Source organism: Massilia sp. IC2-278, from assembly GCF_020708045.1.
Classification (GTDB): Bacteria; Pseudomonadota; Gammaproteobacteria; order Burkholderiales; family Burkholderiaceae_D; genus Telluria.
Genome location: NZ_JAJFES010000001.1, coordinates 276505 through 296089 on the forward strand (window position 1 = coordinate 276505; position 19585 = coordinate 296089).

Below are 19585 nucleotides of genomic sequence, written 5' to 3' on the forward strand. Positions count from 1 at the left end.
GACGAGCTGGAAGAGGTCGGGACGCGAACTGCGCCGTCCCGAGAGGCATCCCGTATCGCAGTCCCGACGCTTCCAGGTCGGGACATGTCGCCATCCGGGCCGCCACGCCGCACCTGCCCGGCTGCAGAAGAAGCCTACCCAGGCTGCGCATCGGCATGGTGTGCGGGCGTAAAGGTTGCACCAAGGAAACCATGTGCTTTGTGCCTGCTCAGCGTTTTCGACAAGGATGGGAAATAAACGGCAGCGTTGGGCCGGGCCGATGTGCGACAGCCGCCGTTCGACACCTGAGCGCCGTCAATGCCGGCCTAGCGCCCCGATGGGAGCATGCATCTTGGTCTTCAGCAATTTTGCGGAGAGCACATGGATGAGCTTCTGCGGTATTTCGAGGAAGAGCTGGGCCTGTTCGGGGAATTCGCGCGCGAGTTTGCGCGGCGCTATCCGAAGCCGGCCGGCGCCCTGCACCTGGCCGGCGACAGCATCGAAGACCCCGGCGTGGCGTGCCTGATCCAGTCGGTGGCGCTGCTCAGCGCGCGCATCCACAAGCGGCTCGACGACGACTACCCGAAGTTCACCGAGTCGCTGCTCGAAAGCCTGTATCCGCACTACCTGCGGCCCTTGCCCTCGTATTCGGTCGCCCGGCTGGCCCATGACGGCGCCGGCGACAGCGGCGAATTCGCCGAACTGGCGCGCGGCACGGCCCTGCGCAGCGTGCCGGTCGAAGGCACGATCTGCCACTTCCGCACCGTCTACCCGGTCCTGGCCGGGCCGCTGCGTGTCTTGCGCGCTTCCTTTACGGCGCCGTTCGCCGCCGCGCGGGCGCCGGGTGCGGCGCGCCTGCCGCGCGGGGTGGGCGCCTGCATCGCCATCGAGTTCGGCGTGCGCGGTTCGCTCGGCGCGCTGTGCGCGCGCGGGATCGGGCGCGTGCGCCTGTTCGTCGATGCCGACGCCTCGCTGCGCGCGGCCCTGCTCGACGCCCTGTTCATCCACGCGGCAGGGGCCTGGGTCCAGGCTGCGGACGGCGCCTGGCAGGCGCTCGAGCGCGTGCCGCTGCAGTTGGCCGGCCTGGCGCCGGAAGACGCCATCCTGCCCGACAGCGGCCGCTCGCATCCGGCCTTTCGCCTGCTCACCGAGTACTTCAGCTATCCGGAAAAATTCGCCTTCGTCGAAGTCGACCTCGCGGCCATGGCGCGCGTGCTGCCGGCCGGCTGCGTGCGCTTCACGCTGCACCTGCCGCTGCGCGCGCCGGCCGCCGACACACCCGAGGCACGCCTGCTGGCGCCGCTGTCGCCGCAGCACCTGCTGCCGGGCTGCACGCCGGTGGTGAACCTGTTCCGCAAGGGCGGCGATCCGATCCAGCTGTCCCACACCCGGACCGACTATCCGCTGGCAGCCGATTCGGCGCACGCGGCCTCCTACGAAATCCACAGCATCGACCGGGTGCGCCTGGTGCGCGAAGCGCGCGCAGGAAATGGCGCGAGCGGCATCACCGAGTTCGCGCCGCTGTACGCCGTGGGCCACGATACGCCAGGGACCGGCGGCGCGCACTTCTGGGTCGCGCGGCGCGACGAGACGCTGGCCCAGGTCAGTCCCGGGCACGAGGTCCGGCTGGCGCTGGTCGACGCCGATTTCCGGCCCAGCGAGGCGGCCGGGGCGACCGTGTCGACCGAGCTCACCTGCAGCAACCGCGACCTGCCGGCGCAGCTGGGGGCGGGCGGCCCGGGCGCCGTCCTGATCGCCGAATCGGCGTCGAACAGCGCGCCCTGGCGCTTGCTGCGCACGCCAACGCCGAGCCGGCGCTTCGAGGGCAAGGGCGCGCACTGGCGCCTGATCGCCCATCTCTCGCTGAACCATGCCGGATTGACCGAGGCCGGGCTGGGCGACCTGCAGAAGATGCTGACCCTGTACGACTTGCCGAAGTCGGCCGGCGCGCGGCGCCAGATCGGCGGCATCCTCAAGCTGGAACACGGCAGCATGCGCGCCTGGATCCGCACCCGGCCGGTGTCGACCCTGATGCCCGGCATCGGCATCCGCATGACGCTCGACGAGGACGCCTTTGCCGGCGCCAGCCTGTACGTGTTCGCCCAGGTGATGGACCGCTACTTTGCCCTGAACAGCCAGCTCAACTGCTTCACCCGGCTCGAGATCGTCTCTGCCCGCAGCGGCCAGGAAATCCTCGCATGCGCCCCACGCAGCACCGAAGCGACGTGAGCGGACTGGGCGGCTTGAGCGCCCTCGAACGCCTGCTGGCGGCGCCGCAGTCCTTCGCGTTCGTCCAGGCGGTGACGATCCTGCTGCGCTGGCTGGAAGAGCGGGGCGTGCCCGGCGAGCAGGCCTGGCGCGCGCACTTGCGTTTCGCGAACAGCCTGCGCCTGGGTTTCCCGGCGGGCGAGATCGAAGACCTGCGCGTGCTCGAAACGGATGCGACGCAGGCGCCGCAGTTTCTGCTCACGCCAGGCTTCATGGGCCTGCTTGGCGTCCATGGCGCGCTGCCCCTGCACGACACCGAGCGCATCCAGCAATGGCAATCGGTACACGGGGACGAGGCGCCGCGCGCCTTTCTCGACATCCTGTCCGGGCGCATGCTGGCCCTGTACTACGGGGCCTGGCGCAAGCACCGCGTCGAACGCGACCTGGCGCACGGGCCCGACCGCTTCATGCCGCGCCTGCTCGCCCTGGCCGGGGCCGCCGGCGGTGGCGCGGCAACCGAAGCGGCAACCCGCGTGCCGGCGGCGTCGCTGGCCTACTTCGCGGGTTTGCTGCACCAGCGCCCGCGCTCGGCGGCCGTGCTGCGCAGCCTGCTGGCGGGCTACTTCGGCGTGCCGGTGGCGCTGCAGGAAACGGTCGGGCACTGGAGCCGCCTCGCCGCCCATGAACAGAGTGCGCTCGGCGCCGCCTGCCTCGGCGACAACACGGTGCTCGGTGCGCGCAGCTGGCGTCCCGACCTGCGGGTGCGCCTGCGCATTGGGCCGCTGGACCGCTCCCGCTTCGGGCGTTTCCTGCCCAGCGGCGACATGGCGGCCGCCCTGCACCAGCTGCTGGCCCAGTTCGCGGTGCCGGGTATCGAGTTCGAAGTGCAACTCATCCTGCGCGCGGCTGACGTCCGGCCGAGCCGGCTTGGCGGTGCAGACGCAATGCCGGCGCCGCCGCGGCTGGGCCGCGACAGCTTCGTGGTGACGGCGCCGGTCAGCGCGGACCGGGCGGACATGCGTTACCTGGTCCGCCCGATGGCGCCGTTGCCACCTGCGTCCACCCCGCGCCGCTAGCACTGCCGGCGCCGTGGCTGCGGCCTTGCGTCCGCGCCTTATTTCAGCACAATGCCCGTGAACGCGATGGGCTGGGCAATGAACATCGTTGCGCAGTTCAAGGTCGGGTACTCGTAGTCGAAGGCGATCTGGCCGCTGCTGCTGATTGCGCGCAGCTTGCTGCGCGTGCGGCCTGCCGTCGCCGCGTACCCGATCAGGTAGTTGCCGGGCGTGGTTTCATAGGTGCTGGAACAGATGTCCGAATAGATCGGCGGCTCGGGAGCGTAGGTCCAGACCTCGGCAGCGGTGCGCTTCTTCTCGTCGATTGCGTAGCGCGAGGGTGTGCTGAAGTCGCGCGTGACCCCGGGTGCGGTGCCCGCCGGCTGGTTCAGGCTGCCCAGACCGTTATTGAAGAGCAGCAGTTCGCCGTTCGGGGTGACCGACAGCGTATGCTGGCCGATCGGCGCCTTGCCCGAGGTGAGTTCGAGCGCCAGTGCGCGCAGCGAGGGATAATCGACGTACCAGTGCTTGGTGGTGTCGCCGAACAGCCACTTGATCTTGCCTGTCTGGTAGTCGAGCTTGACGACGAAGTTTTCGCGGCTGGAAATCAGCAGCGAATCGTCGGCCGCCACGTAGATGGCGGAATTCATGTGGAACCAGTCGGTACCGTCGCGCACGAAGTTCGACGGATCGTCGCCGCCGGCTTGCATCGCTTCGCGGAAGATCGGTCCGAGGTCCCATTCCTTCAGGATGGCGCCGTCGGTGCCGATTTCGGCCAGGATCGACTCGATCTTCGGCACCCCGCCATCGTTCGCGTCGAGTTCAGCCAGCAAGCCCTTCTTGCCGGCCGACAGGTCGTGGTGGAAGTTGGTATAGCGCGTAGAGGCGAGCGGAACGTTGGTAAAGGCGCCGGTCAGGTCGAAGCGGCGCAGTTCCGGCGCGGCGGCGTTGCCGACATAAAAGGCGTCGCCGCTGAACCAGGTCGAGGGCGAGGAGTAGGGTTCGGCGCCCAGCCAGCGGAAATTGCCATCGGTGTCGAGCACGACAGGCGCATGGTCGCTGCTCTTGATGAGCATGTAGTCGAAGCCGGGCGCCGCCGCGGCGCTGCGCGCGGTCCTGACGTCGGGCGTGTTGTAGACTGCGGCCTGCCCTGTATACGCCGGCGTGGACACGCTCACCTGCTCGTCGTCGGTCGACTTGTCCTCGAACGCCGCGCTGACCGTGACGCCGTTGGCATACCCAGCATACAGCCCGAACACCGGAATGACCAGGCGCCGGTCGGCCGCGCGCCAGGCGCCGGTGCGCTCGATCCAGGCGCGGGTGAAGGTGGTGCTCATCGGCTTCGAAAAGGTGCCGGGCCGGGCGGCGATGGTGTACGACACGCTCGACAGGTGGGAAAAGTCGTCGAGCGAGAGGGTCAGGTTGGCGACGAAGGGCGTGGGGCCCGGCGCCTGGCCGACCACCTGCAGGCGCGCCTCCTCGGCCTGGGAGTCGTCGTCGGAATGGCTGCAGGCTGCCAGCAGCAGGCAGGGTGAAACGAGCAATACGGTACGCAATGCGGTCTTCATGCATCCTCCAGGAAATGGGATACTGACGAGTTACAGCTTCGACGCCGCCTCTGCCGTAAAGTTCTGGCAGAACGGCGATGCCACCGACCGGCTCAATCGTCTTCGCCATGCTGCCCGGCAGCGGCGCTTGACCTTCCCACGATGGGAAGCAATATGCTGTGGGTATCGGAAGGAGATGAACCATGAACAACAGCCTCGAACAGCATGCCAAGCCCGGCGCGGCAAGCTTTGATATTTCCGGTATGACATGCGCATCCTGCGTGGCGCGTGTGGAGAAGGCGCTACGCGCAGTGCCCGGGGTGGAAGAGGCCAGCGTCAACCTGGCCCTCGAGCGCGCCAGCGTGCGCGGCGCGGCGGACAGCGCCGCCATCGTCGAGGCCGTGCGCAGGGCCGGCTACGAGGCCGCTGCGATCGAGGCCGCGCCGCTGCACACCTCCGCGCCTGCGCGCGCCCTGCCGGCCTGGTGGCCGGTGGCCGCCGCCGCGCTGCTGAGCGCGCCGCTGATGCTGCCGATGCTCGGCCAGCTGGCCGGCGCCGATTGGACGCTGCCGGGCTGGCTGCAATGGCTGCTGGCCACCCCGGTGCAGTTCTGGCTCGGCGCGCGCTTCTACCGCGCCGGCTGGAAGGCGCTGCGCGCCGGCGCCGGCAACATGGACCTGCTGGTCGCGCTCGGCACCAGCGCCGCCTACGGCCTGTCGGTCTACCTGCTGCTGGCAGGCGGGCACGGCGCCGTCCACCTGTATTTCGAATCCTCGGCGGTCGTCATCACTCTGGTCCTGCTCGGCAAGTGGCTGGAAGCGCGCGCCCGGCGCCAGACCCTGGAAGCGATCGGCGCGCTGGAATCGCTGCGCGCCACCGAGGCCCTGGTGCGGCGCGGCGGCCAGGACAGCCTGATCGACGCCAGCGCGCTAGGCGTCGGCGACCTGCTGGTGGTACGGCCGGGCGAGCGCGTCGCCGCCGACGGCGTGGTGGAAGAGGGCAGCAGCCACCTCGACGAATCGCTGCTCACCGGCGAGAGCCTGCCGCTGGCCAAGGGGCCGGGCCAGCGCGTCACCGGCGGCGCCGTGAACGGTGAAGGCCTGCTGCTGGTGCGCGTGACGGCGGTCGGCGTGGCGACCCTGCTGTCACAGATCATCCGCCAGGTGGAAGACGCGCAGGCGGTCAAGGCGCCGGTCCAGCGCCTGGTCGACCGCGTCAGCGCGGTGTTCGTGCCGGCCGTGCTGATGATTTCCGCGCTCACCTTTGTCGGCTGGTGGCTGGCCACCGGCGACTGGCAGGGCGCGCTGCTGAACGCAGTGGCGGTACAGGTGATCGCCTGCCCCTGCGCGCTGGGTCTGGCGACGCCGACCGCGATCATGGTCGGCACCGGCGTGGCGGCGCGCCACGGCATCCTGATCCGCGACGCCGAGGCGCTGGAAACCGCGCACGCGGTCGATACCGTGGTGTTCGACAAGACCGGCACCCTGACCGAGGGCCGGCCGGTCGTTGCCGCGATCGAGAGCGGGCAGCCCGAACTGGTGCTGGCGCTGGCGGCCGCCGTGCAGCAGACCAGCAGCCATCCGCTGGCGCACGCCGTGGGCGAACTGGCACGGCAGCGCGGCCTGGTCCTGCAGCCGGCCGGCACGGCCCAGGCCCTGCCGGGGCGCGGCGTGCAGGCGAGCGTGGACGGCATGCGCGTCTTGCTGGGCAACGCACGCCTGGCCGGGGAACTCGGCGCCGCGCTTGGGCCGTGGCAGGAGGCGGCGGCGCGCCACGAAGCCAAAGGCCGCACCGTATCCTGGCTGCTGCGCGAGCAAGGCGGCCAGCCTGAGGTGCTGGGCCTGCTCGCCTTTGGCGACCGCGTGCGCGCCACGGCGCCGGCCGCGGTGGCGCGCCTGCAGGCGATGGGTGTGCGCACCAGCATGCTGACCGGCGATAACCAGGGCGCGGCGCGCGCGGTGGCGGCGGCGGTCGGCATCGAGGAGTTCGCTGCCGGGGTCCTGCCGGGCGAAAAGGCCGAGCACGTACAGCGCGCGCTCGCGGCCGGGCGCAGGGTGGCGATGGTCGGCGACGGCATCAACGATGCGCCGGCCCTGGCCGCGGCGGGCGTCGGCATCGCCATGGCCGGCGGCACCGACGTCGCCATGCATACCGCCGGCATCACGCTGATGCGCGCCGATCCGGCCCTGGTGGCGGACGCCATCGCGGTGTCGCAGCGCACCTACCGCAAGATCCGCCAGAACCTGGGCTGGGCCTTTGCCTACAACGTGGTCGGTATTCCGCTGGCCGCCTTCGGCCTGCTGAACCCGATGCTGGCCGGCGCCGCCATGGCGCTCAGCTCGGTGAGCGTGGTCAGCAATGCGCTGCTGCTGCGGCGCTGGCAGCCGGCCGCGCCGCATCGGGCGGCGCCTGCACCATCGGGCATGCATCCCGTAAGCATGCCATCATCAACGGGCGGGACCAGCCTGCCCCCATCGAAAGGAGAACACACCATGTACGAACTGACTGTCGAAGGCATGAGCTGCGGCCATTGCGTGGGCCGCGTGACTAAAACGGTGCAGGGCATCGACGCCGCCGCCAAAGTCGAGATCGACCTGCCGACGGGGAAGGTGAAAATCGACAGCAACGCCGACCTGGACCGGATTGCGGCGGCGATCGACGACGCCGGCTATCCGGTGACGGCGCGCGCGGCGGCCTGACGCGCCAGGAGACGATCCCGGGCAGCATTCTCAGGCTGCGATCCCGGGCTGCGATCTTAGGCCGCAATCTCAGGCCGCAATCTCGGGCAGCGACGTCAGTCCGCGCCCGATCTTTTCGCAATCCTCGGCCGTCGGCTTGCGGTCCTGGCTGATGCCCAGGCTGCCGGCGGTCCAGGCTTGTAGCCGCTGCTGCTCGTCGCGCACCACTGCGCTGGCGGCGGCGGCATCGCTGCGGCTGGAACGCGCCATCATCACCACGGCCGCCTGGTCGAGCGCCGGCTTGTGCGCCGCCTGCCATGCGCCGTAGGCATCCTGCACGCCTGGTCCGGCGGCGGGAAAGGCGCGCGCGCAGAACGACACGATCCCGCCGAGCAGGTCCTTGCGGGCCATGAGCCGCGTCAGGCGTTCTTCTTCGGCGGAGAGCGGCGCAGCGGGGACCACCGGCGCCGCAGGGGCGGGGACGGCTGCCTGTAGGTCGCGGTAGAAATCCTTCGGGTCTTTCGGGTTGGCCTGGATCTGCGCCACCTTGGCGAGGAAACCGCTGCTGTCCTCGAGCCTGCCGCCGACGGTCCCGATCGCCGTACCGCGCCGGAACACCATCTGCTCGGGCAGGCCGATCGGCTTGGTGAGCTTGCCGAAATCCGGAAACTTGTGCCACACCGGCCATTGCACGCGCACGTACCTGACCCTGGCATCGCGTGCCGGCGCGACGGCCTTGTCGAAGGCGCTGTCGGCGCCGATGCAGTAGCGGCACTTGGGGTCGGGCGAGGTGAACTGCACCACGACGGTGTCGTTCCTGGCCAGGAAGGCGGGCAGGTCCTGCATGCGCACTTCCTGCACGCGGGCAGCATGGGCGGGAAGGGCGGTAGCGCCCGCCAGGACAGCGGCAAGAATACATCCGGTACGAGAGAGGGTCATGGAAAGAAAGGCTGGAAGTCGACAGTTCGATTGTCGATTATTCAAGCCTTTCCTTCAATGCGGCATGCATGGGTGCGCCGAAAAACGCCTCAATGCCCGTGCTGCTGCGGCTTGCGCGCCGATGCCGCGCCCTGCGCGGGAGCGGGCGCCGTGCCCGGCGCCTGCGCGGCCGGCGGCAGGTCGCCATGCCACTCGCGCGCCACCGTGCCGGCCGGGTGCCTGTACCAGCCCGGGTCGCGGTAGTCGCCGCGCGCCAGCCCTTCGCGCACCTTCAGCACCGTGAACATCCCGCCCATTTCCAGGTTGCCGAAGGGACCGCGCCCGGTCATCATCGGCAGGGTGTTCTCCGGCAGCGGCATCTGCATGTCGCCCATCGAGCCGCCCTTGTCGCCCATCACCATGTAGCCGGGGATCAGGTCGTTGATCTTCTCGGCCACGCCGCGGTGATCGACGCCGATCAGGTTCGGCACCTCGTGGCCCATGGCGTTCATGGTGTGGTGCGACTTGTGGCAATGGAAGGCCCAGTCGCCGGGATTGTCGGCCACGAACTCGATGGCGCGCATCTGGCCCACGGCGACGTCGACGCTCACTTCCGGCCAGCGTGCTTCCGGCCGCACCCAGCCGCCGTCGGTGCCGGCCACCTCGAAGCGATGCCCGTGCAGATGGATCGGGTGGTTCGTCATGGTGAGATTGCCGACGCGGATGCGCACCCGGTCGCCCAGGCGCGCCACCATCGAGTCGACGCCGGGGAAGACGCGGCTGTTCATGGTCCACAGATTAAAGTCGAGCATGGTGTTGGTGCGCGGCGTGTAGCTGCCCGGCTCGATGTCGAAGGCGCCGAGCAGCATCACGTAGTCGCGCTCGACCGCATGCTGGCGCGGGTCCTTCGGATGGGTGACCCAGGAGCCCATCATCCCCATCGCCATCTGCTGCATCTCGTCGGCGTGCGGGTGGTACATGAAGGTGCCGGCATGGCGCGCCACGAATTCGTAGACAAAGGTTTTACCTGGGGCGATGCCGGGCTGGGTCAGGCCGGTCACGCCATCCATCCCGCAAGGCAGGATCTGGCCGTGCCAGTGGATGCTGGTGTGCTCGGGGAGCTTGTTGGTGACGAAAATGCGCACCCGGTCGCCCTCGACCACCTCGATGGTCGGGCCCGGGCTCTGGCCGTTGTAGCCCCACAAATTGGCCTGCATGCCGGGGGCGAGTTCGCGCACCACGGGTTCGGCCACCAGGTGGAATTCCTTGACGCCGTCCTTCATGCGCCAGGGCAGGGACCAGCCGTTCAGGGTGACGACCGGGTTATAGGGGCGGCCGTTGGGCGGGGCCAGCGGGGCGGCGGTGGCGCCCGGCGCCGCTGCAGCGGCTTGGGTGTGCGCTGCGTACGGCGCTTCCGGCAGGCCGGCCGCGGCGGCGCGGCTGACCGCCGCGGCGCCGACCAGGGTGCCGGCGCCGCCGAGGAATGCTCTGCGGGTGGTCATGGTGCGTGTTCCTTGTGTTCGTTGGTGGCGGCCTGCGGCGCGGGGCCGCCCAGGGCCAGCTGCAATGCCGCTTCCTGGATCCAGAATTCCTTCAGGGCCTCGATGGCGGCGTGCACGGCGCCGGCCTGTTCGCGCGCATCGAGCAGCAGCTCGAAGGGGCTGGCCAGCATGCCGTTGTAGCGCAGCAGGACTTCGGCGGAGATCTTCTTGCGCAGCGGGAGGACTTCGTCGCGGTAGTGGCGCGCCAGGTCCCAGCCGCCGCGGTAGGCCAGGTAGCGTTCGCGCGCCTCGCTGCGCGCATTGACCGCGGTCTCGGCCACGCGCCGCAGCGACTGCATGTAGAGCGCCTCGGCGCGCGCGCTGCGGGCGCCGCCCCAGTCGAACAGCGGCAGTTCCAGCGACACTTCGTAGCCGCGCGCGCGCGGTTCGCCGGTCTCGCTCTTGCGCTCCAGGCCGAGCTCGAACACGTTGACGAAGCGCGTGGTCCGGGTCAGGCCGAGGTTCGCCGCGGTGCTGGCCGCCTGCTGGCGCGCGGCCTGGACGTCGGCGCGGCGCTCCAGCGCAAGGCGCTCAGTCGCGCCGGACTCCAGTGGTGTAGCCGGCAGGTCGGGCAGGCGCTCCGGCAGCGTGAAGGCGGTTTGTTCGCCCCACAGGCCGAGCAGGCGCGCCAGGCGCTCGCGGCTGGCGATCAGCGCCTGCTCGGCGCGCATGACGCCGGCGGCGGCTTCGGCATGGAACAGCTGTTCGCGCGCGCTGTCGAGGGCGCTGGCGTTGCCGGAGCGGGTCATGCGGCCGGTCAGCTCGGCGCTGGCTTCGGCGGCGGCGTTCACGCGCCGCGCGTAGTCCAGGCCCTGGCGCGCGGCCACCGCCTCGGCCCAGGCGCGCCGGGTCTCGAAGGCGTGGCGCTCGATGGCGGCGCCCACGCTCAGGATCGCCTGGTCGAAGCGCGCCTGTTCCAGCCGCCGCGACAGGGGCAGGGTCAGCGCCTGCACCAGGTTGACGGTGAGCGAGCGTTCGATCTCGACCGAGCCGCCGCCGGCGCTGCGCTTGAAGCCGAAGCCCGGGTTCTGCAGGCGCGCGGCCTGGGCCAGGTCGGCCTGGGCGATGCCGGCGTCCCAGTAGCTGGCCTGCAGGCCGGGATGGTTCAGCAGGGCGATGCGCACCGCGTCTTCACGGCCCAGCGGCTGCGCCAGCAGGGCGCGCACGGTGTCGGCGACCGCGCGTTCGTCGGCCTCGGTGCGTACCAGCTTCGCTTCGGCGCCGGTGCGCGCGCGGGCCGCGTCGGCGACGGCAGCGAACCCGCCATCCTGCGCCACGCCGACACAGCCCGCCAGCAGTGCGGCGGCGCCGGCCAGGGCGCCGCGTGTCACGAGGGCGGCTGGCATCAGTGCTGCCCCTCGTGCCGGTGCGCCGGCGCGGCCGGACGGTGGCCGGCGTGCGGGTCGGCAGGTGCGGGCGCAGGCTTGGCGTGGCCGGCATGCGGGTCGGACGGTGCAGCAGCCGGCATGGTGTGGCCCGCATGCGGGGCGGCTGGTGCGGGAGCCGGCATGGCATGGCCGGCATGCGGATCGGCCGGTGCCGCAGCCGGCATGGCGTGCCCGGCGTGTGGGTCGGCCGGTGCGGGAGCCGGCATAGTGTGGCCCGCATGCGGGGCGGCTGGTGAGGGAGCCGGCATGGCATGGCCGGCATGCGGGGCGGCTGGTGCGGGAGCCGGCATGGCGTGCCCGGCGTGCGGATCGGCGCCGGGCGCCGCGTGGCCGTGGCCCGGCGTGGCGGCGACGATGCGGTTCTGCTCCTTCCAGGCCTGGTCGGGGGTGGCCGGTTCGGCGGGGCGCGGCAGGTAGGCGGCGCCGGTCTGGTAGCGCGTCGGCGGCACCGGCGCGTTCGGGTCGGCGGCGGGCATGCTGGCGGCGTGGGCGGCGGCCGTGGCCAGCAGGCCGGCCGTCAGGAAAGTCAGGGATGCGCGGGACGGCGCGATGCGCGCGACGCGCGAAATGGCGGATGGCATGGAATCCTCTCTGGTTGCATACGACAGGGCCGCGCGGCAAGCGGCGCGGCGGGCGGCAAATCAGGCGAGGACGAAGCGGGGAGGCCGTTCGGGCAGGGCGAGGTCGACCGAGGGCAGGAGTCCGGCCGAGAAGGGCGCCGCCAGGCGCGGCGGCGCATGCACCGGCAGGGCGAGGACGGGCGCCGGCACGATGGCCGCGCCGATCGAGCAGGCCGAGCAGGCACCGCACTTGGCGTTGCCGTGGTGCTGGGGCGAATGGTGGCCGTCGTCCGCATCCGCGGCCGGCATGGCGTGGTGTTCGCCGCCATGCATGCCGTGGTGCGCATGTTCCGCGCCCATGCCCGCCGGGGCGGGCGAAACCGGCGCCGGATGCCCCATGTTGCCCATCCCGCAGCCGAGCATGGCCGCCGAGGCGAATCCCTGGAAGGGAACCGCCAGCAGGACCAGCCACAGGGTCAGGGTGCGCAAGAGGGTATTCACGCGGCCATTCTAGCACGCTGTCCCGGCAATACGGCGGCAGGGCGGCAGTCCTTCGTCGCTGCCGCCTGCCCGTAAATCTTGATTGTCAGCATAAATACCTGCTGATAAAATGTTGCCTGTTGGTTAATCACTGTTAAACAAAGGACCACACAGATGGCCTGGATCGCCCAGCTCCTGATTCCGCGCCGCCGCAAGAACCGGCGCGAACTCGCCGACCGCGCCGCCGAGGTGGTCAGGCACGTCCTGTTCGACATGGGCGTCGAGCGTTTCCTGAGCGGGACCATGCTGGTCGACCGCCAGTACCGGATGCGCTTCGTGAGCGGCAACCTGCCCGGCGGCGGCGCCCTGGCCGCGGTGCCGGTGACGGCGCTGGCGCGCGCCCATGCGCTGCAGGCGAGCGTGCCGCAACTGCCGGCGCTGGCCGCCTTCCACCAGCACGACCTCGCCCTGCTGGTCGACGAACTGATGGCCGCGCTGCTGGCGCAGTCGGCCCTGCTGCGGGCCTTGCCCGAACAGCGCTACCGGCTGGCCGAACGCAGCGCCGCCGCTTCGAAATAAACGCGGCGGATCGCCGGATCGAATGCCCTGACCGCGGCCTCCAGGCGGGCGATCGCCAGGTCGACTTCGTCGATGCGCATGCCGCGCCGGAAGCGCACGGCGGCGGTCAGCAGCACGTCGTCGGGGCCGAGCTGCATGGTCATCAGCTGGCCCACGGTTTCCAACGCGGGGTCGGCGCGGAAGATGTCCTTCAGCTGGCCGGTCTGTTCCACGCCCACGCTCTCTCCTACCAGCAGGCCGCCGGTCTCGCGCGCCAGGGTCCAGGCCGCGCCCACCAGCAGCAGCCCGATCGCGATAGAGGCCGCCGGGTCGATGTAGGGATTGTCCAGCAGGTGCCCGAGCCAGATGCCGCCGGCCGCGACCAGGATCCCGAGCAGGGCCGCGCTGTCCTCGATGAAGACGGTGAACACCGAGGCATCCTTGCTGGCCTTGACGGTCTGCCAGAGCGTGGCGCCGGGCAGGCGGTTGCTGTTCAGTGCGCGCCGCGAAACGTTCCAGCTGTATCCTTCGAACAGGAAGGCGACGCCCAGCACCACGTAGTTCCAGAACGGGTCTTCGAGCGGCGCCGGTTCCTGCAGGCTGTGGATGCCGTGGTAGATCGACAGCCCGCCGCCCAGCGTGAACACGGACAGGGCCACGATCAGGGCCCAGAAATACACGGCCTTGCCGTAGCCGAAGGGGTGGCGCGCGTCGGGCTTGCGGCCTGAGATTTTTTCGCCGACCAGCAGCAGGAGTTCGTTGCCGGTGTCGACCGCCGAGTGGATGCCTTCGGCCAGCATGGCAGCGCTGCCGGTGACGGCGGCCACCGAGAACTTGGCGGCGGCGATGCCGAGGTTGGCGACGATGGCGGCGTAGATGACCTTGCGGCTGTCGGTGGCGGTTTTTGTGTTCTTGTCGTTGGACATAAAAAGGGGAGATATTCTTAGTGAAGCCGAGCGTGAAGCCCAGTCTAGCCAATTCGCCGGTTTCGCCGGGCACGCTTGCCGTACGGATCGCCGCCGCATGAGCACCCGCAACCTGCGCAGCCTGTTCGCGCCGCGCTCGGTGGCCCTGGTCGGCGCCTCGGAGCGCCCTGGCAGCCTGGGCGCGACCCTGCTGGCCAACCTGGCGGCGGGCGGCTTCAAGGGGCCGGTGTACCCGGTCAATCCGAAGTACACCGCGCTGCACGGCCAGCCGGTCTACGCCAGCGTGGCCGATCTGCCGGCCGCGCCCGACCTGGCCATCATCTGCACCCCGGCCGCCACCATCCCGGGCATCATCCGCCAGCTCGGCGAGAAGGGCACGCGCGCCGCCATCGTGCTGAGCGCCGGCCTGGCCGGAGCGCGCGACGAGCGCGGGCGCCCCGTCAAGCAGGCCATGCTCGACGCCGCCCATCCGTATTTGCTGCGCATCCTCGGCGCCAACAGCGCCGGGCTGCTGTCGCCGGCGCTGGGCCTGAACGCGAGCGTGGCGCACAGCGGCGCGCTGCCGGGGCGGATCGCCTTTGTCTCGCAGTCCGGCGCGCTGATGACGGGCGTGCTGGACCGGGCGCGCTCGCGCGGCATCGGCTTCTCGCACTTCATCGCGCTGGGCGATGCGAGCGACGTCGACCTCGGTGACGTGCTCGACTACCTGGCCAGCGACGGCGCCACCGGCTCGATCCTGCTGTACGTGGAAAACCTGCGCTATGCGCGCAAGTTCATGTCGGCGGCGCGCGCGGCGGCGCGCAGCAAGCCGACCCTGGTGCTGAAGGCCGGCCGGGTCGGCAACGGCGTGCGCGCGGCGGCCAGCGAGACCGGGCTGCTGGCGGCCCCGGACGACGTGTTCGACGCCGCCATCCGCCGTGCCGGCATGCTGCGCGTGGACACCACCGAGGAGCTGTTCGCGGCGGTCGAGACCCTGGCCCACGCCAGGCCGCTGTATGGCGAGCGCCTCCTGATCCTGTCGAACGGCGCCGGCCCCGGGGTGCTGGCGCTCGACGCCCTGGTGCGTGGCGGCGGCACCGCGGCCGCGCTCTCGCCCGAGTCGCTGGCGCGCCTGGCGGCGCTGCTGCCGGCCAGCCCGCCGCAGGCGAATCCGGTCAACCTGCTGGGCGACGCCGAACCGGAGCGCTACCGCCAGGCGCTGGAGATCGCCTTGCAGGACAAGGGCGCGGACGCGGTGCTGGTCGTGCATTCGCCCACGGCCACGGTCGACCCGGCCGATATCGCGCGGGCGATTGCGCCGCTGGCGCGCTCCGCCTCGCGCAACGTGCTGGCCTGCTGGCTGGGCGGCGATTCGGTGGCCGCGGCGCGCGAGATCGCCTCGCATGCCGGCATGCCGACCTTCGACACGCCCGAGGATGCGGTGGCCGGCTTCCTGCAGATCGTGCACTACCGCCAGAACCAGAACCTGCTGATGCAGGTGCCACCCTCGATCTCGAGCACGCTGGCTTCCGGCCGTGCCACCGCGCGCGCCCTGGTGCGCGAGGCGCTGGCGGCCGGGCGCCACCTGCTGTCCGACCCCGAGACCAAGGCCATCCTGCGCGCCTATGGCATGGCCCTGGTCGAGACGCGCCAGGCGGCGGACGCCGAGGAAGCGGTGGCGGCGGCAAGAAGCATCGGCTTTCCAGTGGCCGTGAAGATCCTCTCGCCCGACGTGATGCACAAGTCGGACGTCGGCGGCGTGGCGCTCGACCTCGACTCCGAGCAGGCGGTGCGGGCGGCGGCCGGGCGCGTGCGGCGCCAGCTGGCCGAACTGCGCCCCGACGCCCGCTTCGAGGGCTATTCGGTGCAGGCCATGGCGCGCCGGCCCGAAGGCCATGAACTGATCCTGGGCGCGGCCACCGATCCGGTGTTCGGGCCGGTGATCCTGTTCGGCCAGGGCGGCATCGCGGTCGAGGTGACCGACGACCACGCAGTGGCGCTGCCGCCGCTGAACGCGGTGCTGGCGCGCGAGCTGGTCGACCGCACCCGCGTGGCGCGCCTGCTGGCCGGCTACCGCAACCGCCCGGCGGCCGACATGAACGCCATCCTCGCCGCCGTGGTGCAGGTGGCGCGCCTGGTGGCGGATATCCCGGAAATCGTCGAACTCGACATCAACCCGTTGATTGCCGATGCCTCCGGCGCCGTGGTGCTCGACGCGCGCATGCGCCTGGCGCTGGCCGACCGCTCGGCCAGCACGCTCGACCGGCTGGCGATCCGGCCCTATCCGCGCGAGCTGGAGCAGACCATCCCCTGGCAGGGCGGCTCGCTGCTGCTGCGTCCCGTGCGTCCGGAAGACGGGCCGGCGCACCTGAAATTCTTCGACGCCCTCACGCCCGACGACATCCGTTACCGCATGTTCGTGCGCATCCGCGAGCTGCAGCCCTCGCAGCTGGCGCGCTTCACGCAGATCGACTACGACCGCGAGATGGCGTTCATCGCCACCCGCCCGGGGGCGGACGGCCAGCCCGAGACGCTGGCCGTGGGGCGGGTGGTGGCCGATCCCGACAACACCTCGGCCGAATTCGCGGTGACGGTGCGCTCGGACCTGAAGGGCATGGGGCTGGGCCGCATCCTGATGGAAAAGCTGATCGCGTATTGCCGTGCGCGCGGCACGCGCGAGATCGTCGGCGAGGTGCTGCCGCAGAACAGCCGCATGATCGGACTCGTGAAAAAGCTCGGCTTCGAGGTCACCCCGGGCGAGGAAGGGGTGCGCAAGCTACGGCTGGTATTACAGTAAATCCAAGCGGTGAAATAAAATTTCATCAGGTTTCTACCTGTGAAATTTTATTTCATGCGTGAGGTAATCCGTTTTTAGCGCCGGAAGCGCACATCCTCGGTCACCACGCGCTGTTCGCCGCGTGCTTCCTTGGGCTTCTTCGGTTTCTTCGGCTTCTTGACAATCTGTCCGCTCGCATTCGTTTCCGGCACCCGGTGGTCCGGCTCGAAGCCGCTTTCCTCGACCCGCTTCAGGGTCTGTTTGGTGAGCATCTCGATGGCCGCCAGCTGCTGCACCTCGTCGGCGCAGACCAGCGACACCGCTTCGCCCGAGGCGCCGGCGCGTCCGGTGCGGCCGGTGCGGTGCACGTAGTCCTCGGCCACGATCGGCAGGTCGACGTTCACCACCACCGGCAGATCGTCGATGTCGAGGCCGCGCGCGGCGACGTCGGTGGCCACCAGCACTTTCACCTCACCGGCCTTGAAACGCTCGAGCGCGCGCAGGCGCGCCGGCTGCGGCTTGTCGCCGTGGATGGCATCGACAGCGATGCGTTTCGCCTCCAGCAGCGCAACCAGCTCGTCGACGCCCTTGCGCGTCTTGGCAAAGGCCAGCACCTGGCCCCAGCCGTGCTTCTTCAGCAGGTGCAGGAATAGTTCCGGCTTGCGCTTTTTATCGACCGGCACCGCCCACTGCCGGATCGCCTTGACGGTGGTGTTGCGCGGCGCGGTTTCGATGCTGAGCGGATCGACCAGCAACTTGGCGGCCAGGGCGCGGATCGGGTCCGAGAAGGTGGCCGAGAACAGCAGGGTCTGGCGCTTTTTCGGCAGAGCCGCCAATACCTGGTCGAGCTCGCGCGAAAAGCCGAGGTCGAGCATGCGGTCGGCTTCGTCGAGCACCAGCATCTGTGTCGCGTTGAACTTCAGCGCGTTCTGGCGGTGCAAGTCGAGCAGGCGCCCCGGCGTGGCCACCAGCAGATCGACACCCTTGCGCAGGCGCATCATCTGCGGATTGATGCTGACGCCGCCGTAGGCGACCATGGTGCGCAGCGGCAGGCCGGCGCCGTAGGTCTGGAAACTCGTGTGCACCTGCTCGGCCAGCTCGCGCGTGGGCACCAGCACCAGCGCGCGTGCCGTGTTGCTGGCCAGCGGCGTCCCTTCCATCACCAGGCGTTGCAGCAGGGGCAGAGCGAAGCCGGCGGTCTTGCCGGTGCCGGTCTGGGCGGCAGCCATGACGTCGCGCCCGGCCAGCACGGCGGGAATCGCCTGGGCCTGGACCGGCGTCGGGTTCTTGTATTCGAGCGTTTCGAGGGTGCGGGCGATCGGGTCGATCAGGCCGAGCGAGGCAAACGACATGGAAACCTTGGGCAAAAATGAACAGCCGACAGTTTACCGTGCCGCGCGCCGGCGGGCGCAAAAACCGTACACCGGGTCTCAGGTATCGAGGAAACGGTCGATGACGGCAGGCGCGCCTGGGGCGGTTGGCTTGACCGGCTCATGGCGGTCCTTGCAGGCGCTGGCGAGCAGGCAGGCAAGGGCGAGGGCGGACCAGCGCAGGACGTGGTTTTTCATGGCGATCTCCTTGGTGCCGATGATACCGGAGTTCCTGCGCCGGCCGCGCGCACGCGTACGTCAAAAGCGATACGACAGGCTGGCGCGCAGCACCGGATAGACCTTGTAGTCCGAGGCTTCGTCGGCCAGGCGCGCTTCTTCCACCGCGACGTCGCTCGCGAGCTGGTTGCACAGGGCCGACTGCACGGTGCAGTTGACGCTGCGCAGGCTGACGCGCGCCTTGCCCTGGTAAAAGGCGCCGAGGTCGCCGCCAAAACTCCAGCCGCGCTCGCTGCTGAGCGCATTGCCCCAGCCGATGCCGATGTAGGGTGCGGCCTTGCGGAAGTCGACCTTGCCGACCAGTACCCCGACGTCGGCCGCGTTGTACAGGCGCTCGTTGAGGCGGAAGGTGCCGTTCAGGTCGGGCGTGGCGAGGGCGTCGAAGCGGGTGTCGTTGTAGAACACGCCGCCGGTGATGCGGAAGCTGCTGCCGGCGCGCGGATACCAGTCGAGCAGGGCATCGACGGTCTGCAGCTTGCCGTCGAGGTCGTACTCCAGGCGGCCGGAGCGCTTGGTGAAGTCGTGCTTGAAGTAATTGACGCCGAGACGGCCGTTGAGGCTGGGGCTGAAGCCGAACACCAGGTGGGCGCCGACGCCGGTGGTGCCGAGGTCGGCCGACACGCCGGTCTGGGCCTGGGTGGCGCCGGTGGCGAGCAGGCAAGCGAGAGCAAGGGAAAGACGCTGGTAAGACATGAACTCCTCCATGCTGGATGCGTTGGGCCGATTGTAGCGAGCCTGGCGTCGCATCCTTACCACAGCGCGAATTCCGCGCGGCATTTGTAAATGTGTGTTGCAGCGTACGGGAACGTAACGTTTCAGCTGATAAAGTTCACATCAACGAAACAACATGACAAGAGGACCTGTCCCATGACTTCTCCCTTCAAGCTCCTGCTCGCCGGCCTGGCCCTGGCCGCTTCCGCACTCCCGGCCGTGGCCGCCAACAACGTCAGCATCAACATCGGCCAGCCCGGCTTCTATGGCCGCCTCGACATCGCCGACTACGGCCGTCCGCCGGTCATCTACGAACGCCCGGTAATCGTGCGCGAAGTGCGCCACGTGCGCGCCGCCCCGATCTACCTGCGCGTGCCGGCCGGCCACCGCAGCAACTGGAAACGCTACTGCGGCCGCTACGACGCCTGCGGCCGTCCGGTGATGTTCGTGCGCGACGACTGGTACACCAACACCTATGCGCCGCGCTGGCGCGAGCGTCACCACCGTCCGGCGCACCACCATGGCCGTCCGGACCACCACGACCGCCGCGACCATCACGACCGCCACGACCGTCGCGACCACCACGGCCGCGACCGCGACCACCACGATCGTGGGCACGGCCACGGCCACGGACGATAAGCAGCGCCAGCCCCGCGCATCCCTTGCCGTTTTCG

At 70.1% G+C, this 19585-nt stretch carries 16 protein-coding genes; 6 read left to right on the forward strand and 10 right to left on the reverse strand.

Features of this window, described 5'->3' with window-relative positions; genetic code table 11:
- Positions 1-360 precede the first annotated feature (360 nt).
- Both tssF and tssG read left to right on the forward strand, forming a co-directional pair.
- Positions 361-2208, forward strand: coding sequence for a type VI secretion system baseplate subunit TssF (gene tssF, locus LK540_RS01250; RefSeq protein WP_229435200.1), 1848 nt, complete (start codon positions 361-363; stop codon positions 2206-2208).
- On the forward strand, positions 2178-3263 hold the full coding sequence (gene tssG, locus LK540_RS01255) for a type VI secretion system baseplate subunit TssG (protein WP_229435202.1): 1086 nt from the start codon (positions 2178-2180) through the stop codon (positions 3261-3263). The genes tssF and tssG overlap by 31 nt, the downstream gene beginning before the upstream one ends.
- Before the next feature lie 38 nt (positions 3264-3301).
- Here tssG and LK540_RS01260 read toward each other — a convergent pair whose 3' ends face one another.
- Entirely contained in the window at positions 3302-4810 is a 1509-nt protein-coding gene (locus tag LK540_RS01260; RefSeq protein ID WP_229435203.1) for an aryl-sulfate sulfotransferase, read from the reverse strand.
- A gap of 182 nt (positions 4811-4992) precedes the next feature.
- On the opposite strand from LK540_RS01260, the gene LK540_RS01265 reads away from it, so the two are divergent.
- Complete coding sequence (locus LK540_RS01265) at positions 4993-7488, forward strand: heavy metal translocating P-type ATPase (protein WP_229435205.1); 2496 nt, start codon at positions 4993-4995, stop codon at positions 7486-7488.
- A gap of 69 nt (positions 7489-7557) precedes the next feature.
- Here the strand turns inward: LK540_RS01265 and LK540_RS01270 are convergent, their stop codons facing one another.
- The 5 genes from LK540_RS01270 to LK540_RS01290 all read right to left on the reverse strand — a co-directional run bounded on the left by LK540_RS01270 (position 7558) and on the right by LK540_RS01290 (position 12375).
- Positions 7558-8313: a hypothetical protein gene (locus tag LK540_RS01270; RefSeq protein WP_229435207.1), complete on the reverse strand. Its 756-nt coding sequence runs from the start codon at positions 8311-8313 to the stop codon at positions 7558-7560.
- Positions 8314-8495: 182 nt separating this feature from the next.
- Positions 8496-9887, reverse strand: a complete 1392-nt coding sequence (locus LK540_RS01275; RefSeq protein WP_229435209.1) for a multicopper oxidase family protein — start codon at positions 9885-9887, stop codon at positions 8496-8498.
- Complete coding sequence (locus LK540_RS01280) at positions 9884-11272, reverse strand: TolC family protein (protein ID WP_229435210.1); 1389 nt, start codon at positions 11270-11272, stop codon at positions 9884-9886. Before LK540_RS01280 ends, LK540_RS01275 begins: the two co-directional genes overlap by 4 nt.
- On the reverse strand, positions 11272-11895 hold the full coding sequence (locus tag LK540_RS01285) for a hypothetical protein (protein ID WP_229435212.1): 624 nt from the start codon (positions 11893-11895) through the stop codon (positions 11272-11274). The genes LK540_RS01280 and LK540_RS01285 overlap by 1 nt, the downstream gene beginning before the upstream one ends.
- Positions 11896-11955: 60 nt before the next feature.
- Positions 11956-12375, reverse strand: a complete 420-nt coding sequence (locus LK540_RS01290; RefSeq protein ID WP_229435214.1) for a DUF2946 family protein — start codon at positions 12373-12375, stop codon at positions 11956-11958.
- A 153-nt stretch (positions 12376-12528) separates the two neighbouring features.
- Here LK540_RS01290 and LK540_RS01295 point away from each other — a divergent pair, with 153 nt between their 5' ends.
- A complete protein-coding gene (locus LK540_RS01295; RefSeq protein WP_229435216.1) occupies positions 12529-12933 on the forward strand; it encodes a hypothetical protein in 405 nt (134 codons plus the stop codon).
- Here the strand turns inward: LK540_RS01295 and LK540_RS01300 are convergent.
- Entirely contained in the window at positions 12894-13838 is a 945-nt protein-coding gene (locus LK540_RS01300) for a cation diffusion facilitator family transporter (protein ID WP_229435218.1), read from the reverse strand. The genes LK540_RS01295 and LK540_RS01300 overlap by 40 nt on opposite strands.
- A 97-nt stretch (positions 13839-13935) precedes the next feature.
- Between LK540_RS01300 and LK540_RS01305 the strand changes: the two genes are divergently transcribed.
- On the forward strand, positions 13936-16614 hold the full coding sequence (locus tag LK540_RS01305; protein WP_229435220.1) for a bifunctional acetate--CoA ligase family protein/GNAT family N-acetyltransferase: 2679 nt from the start codon (positions 13936-13938) through the stop codon (positions 16612-16614).
- 74 nt (positions 16615-16688) lie between these two features.
- Here the strand turns inward: LK540_RS01305 and LK540_RS01310 are convergent, their stop codons facing one another.
- The 3 genes from LK540_RS01310 to LK540_RS01320 all read right to left on the reverse strand — a co-directional run bounded on the left by LK540_RS01310 (position 16689) and on the right by LK540_RS01320 (position 18893).
- Positions 16689-17945, reverse strand: a complete 1257-nt coding sequence (locus tag LK540_RS01310) for a DEAD/DEAH box helicase (protein ID WP_229435221.1) — start codon at positions 17943-17945, stop codon at positions 16689-16691.
- Between the two features lie 78 nt (positions 17946-18023).
- Positions 18024-18161 (reverse strand): hypothetical protein, encoded by a 138-nt coding sequence (locus tag LK540_RS01315; protein WP_229435223.1) that lies wholly within the window; start codon positions 18159-18161, stop codon positions 18024-18026.
- Between the two features lie 60 nt (positions 18162-18221).
- The gene (locus LK540_RS01320) at positions 18222-18893 is read right to left on the reverse strand and encodes a hypothetical protein (protein WP_229435225.1); all 672 of its coding nucleotides are present in this window, start codon (positions 18891-18893) and stop codon (positions 18222-18224) included.
- 174 nt (positions 18894-19067) lie between these two features.
- Here LK540_RS01320 and LK540_RS01325 point away from each other — a divergent pair, with 174 nt between their 5' ends.
- Complete coding sequence (locus LK540_RS01325) at positions 19068-19550, forward strand: hypothetical protein (RefSeq protein ID WP_229435227.1); 483 nt, start codon at positions 19068-19070, stop codon at positions 19548-19550.
- Positions 19551-19585 lie beyond the last annotated feature (35 nt).

What these genes read in the sequence shown, in the direction of transcription:
- tssF (WP_229435200.1), top strand. Translation starts at nt 361, where the DNA reads ATGGATGAGCTTCTGCGGTATTTCGAGGAAGAGCTGGGCCTGTTCGGG.
- tssG (WP_229435202.1), top strand. Translation starts at nt 2,178, where the DNA reads ATGCGCCCCACGCAGCACCGAAGCGACGTGAGCGGACTGGGCGGCTTG.
- LK540_RS01260 (WP_229435203.1), bottom strand. Translation starts at nt 4,810, where the DNA reads ATGAAGACCGCATTGCGTACCGTATTGCTCGTTTCACCCTGCCTGCTG.
- LK540_RS01265 (WP_229435205.1), top strand. Translation starts at nt 4,993, where the DNA reads ATGAACAACAGCCTCGAACAGCATGCCAAGCCCGGCGCGGCAAGCTTT.
- LK540_RS01270 (WP_229435207.1), bottom strand. Translation starts at nt 8,313, where the DNA reads ATGCAGGACCTGCCCGCCTTCCTGGCCAGGAACGACACCGTCGTGGTG.
- LK540_RS01275 (WP_229435209.1), bottom strand. Translation starts at nt 9,887, where the DNA reads ATGACCACCCGCAGAGCATTCCTCGGCGGCGCCGGCACCCTGGTCGGC.
- LK540_RS01280 (WP_229435210.1), bottom strand. Translation starts at nt 11,272, where the DNA reads ATGCCAGCCGCCCTCGTGACACGCGGCGCCCTGGCCGGCGCCGCCGCA.
- LK540_RS01285 (WP_229435212.1), bottom strand. Translation starts at nt 11,895, where the DNA reads ATGCCATCCGCCATTTCGCGCGTCGCGCGCATCGCGCCGTCCCGCGCA.
- LK540_RS01295 (WP_229435216.1), top strand. Translation starts at nt 12,529, where the DNA reads ATGGCCTGGATCGCCCAGCTCCTGATTCCGCGCCGCCGCAAGAACCGG.
- LK540_RS01300 (WP_229435218.1), bottom strand. Translation starts at nt 13,838, where the DNA reads ATGTCCAACGACAAGAACACAAAAACCGCCACCGACAGCCGCAAGGTC.
- LK540_RS01305 (WP_229435220.1), top strand. Translation starts at nt 13,936, where the DNA reads ATGAGCACCCGCAACCTGCGCAGCCTGTTCGCGCCGCGCTCGGTGGCC.
- LK540_RS01310 (WP_229435221.1), bottom strand. Translation starts at nt 17,945, where the DNA reads ATGTCGTTTGCCTCGCTCGGCCTGATCGACCCGATCGCCCGCACCCTC.
- LK540_RS01315 (WP_229435223.1), bottom strand. Translation starts at nt 18,161, where the DNA reads ATGAAAAACCACGTCCTGCGCTGGTCCGCCCTCGCCCTTGCCTGCCTG.
- LK540_RS01320 (WP_229435225.1), bottom strand. Translation starts at nt 18,893, where the DNA reads ATGTCTTACCAGCGTCTTTCCCTTGCTCTCGCTTGCCTGCTCGCCACC.
- LK540_RS01325 (WP_229435227.1), top strand. Translation starts at nt 19,068, where the DNA reads ATGACTTCTCCCTTCAAGCTCCTGCTCGCCGGCCTGGCCCTGGCCGCT.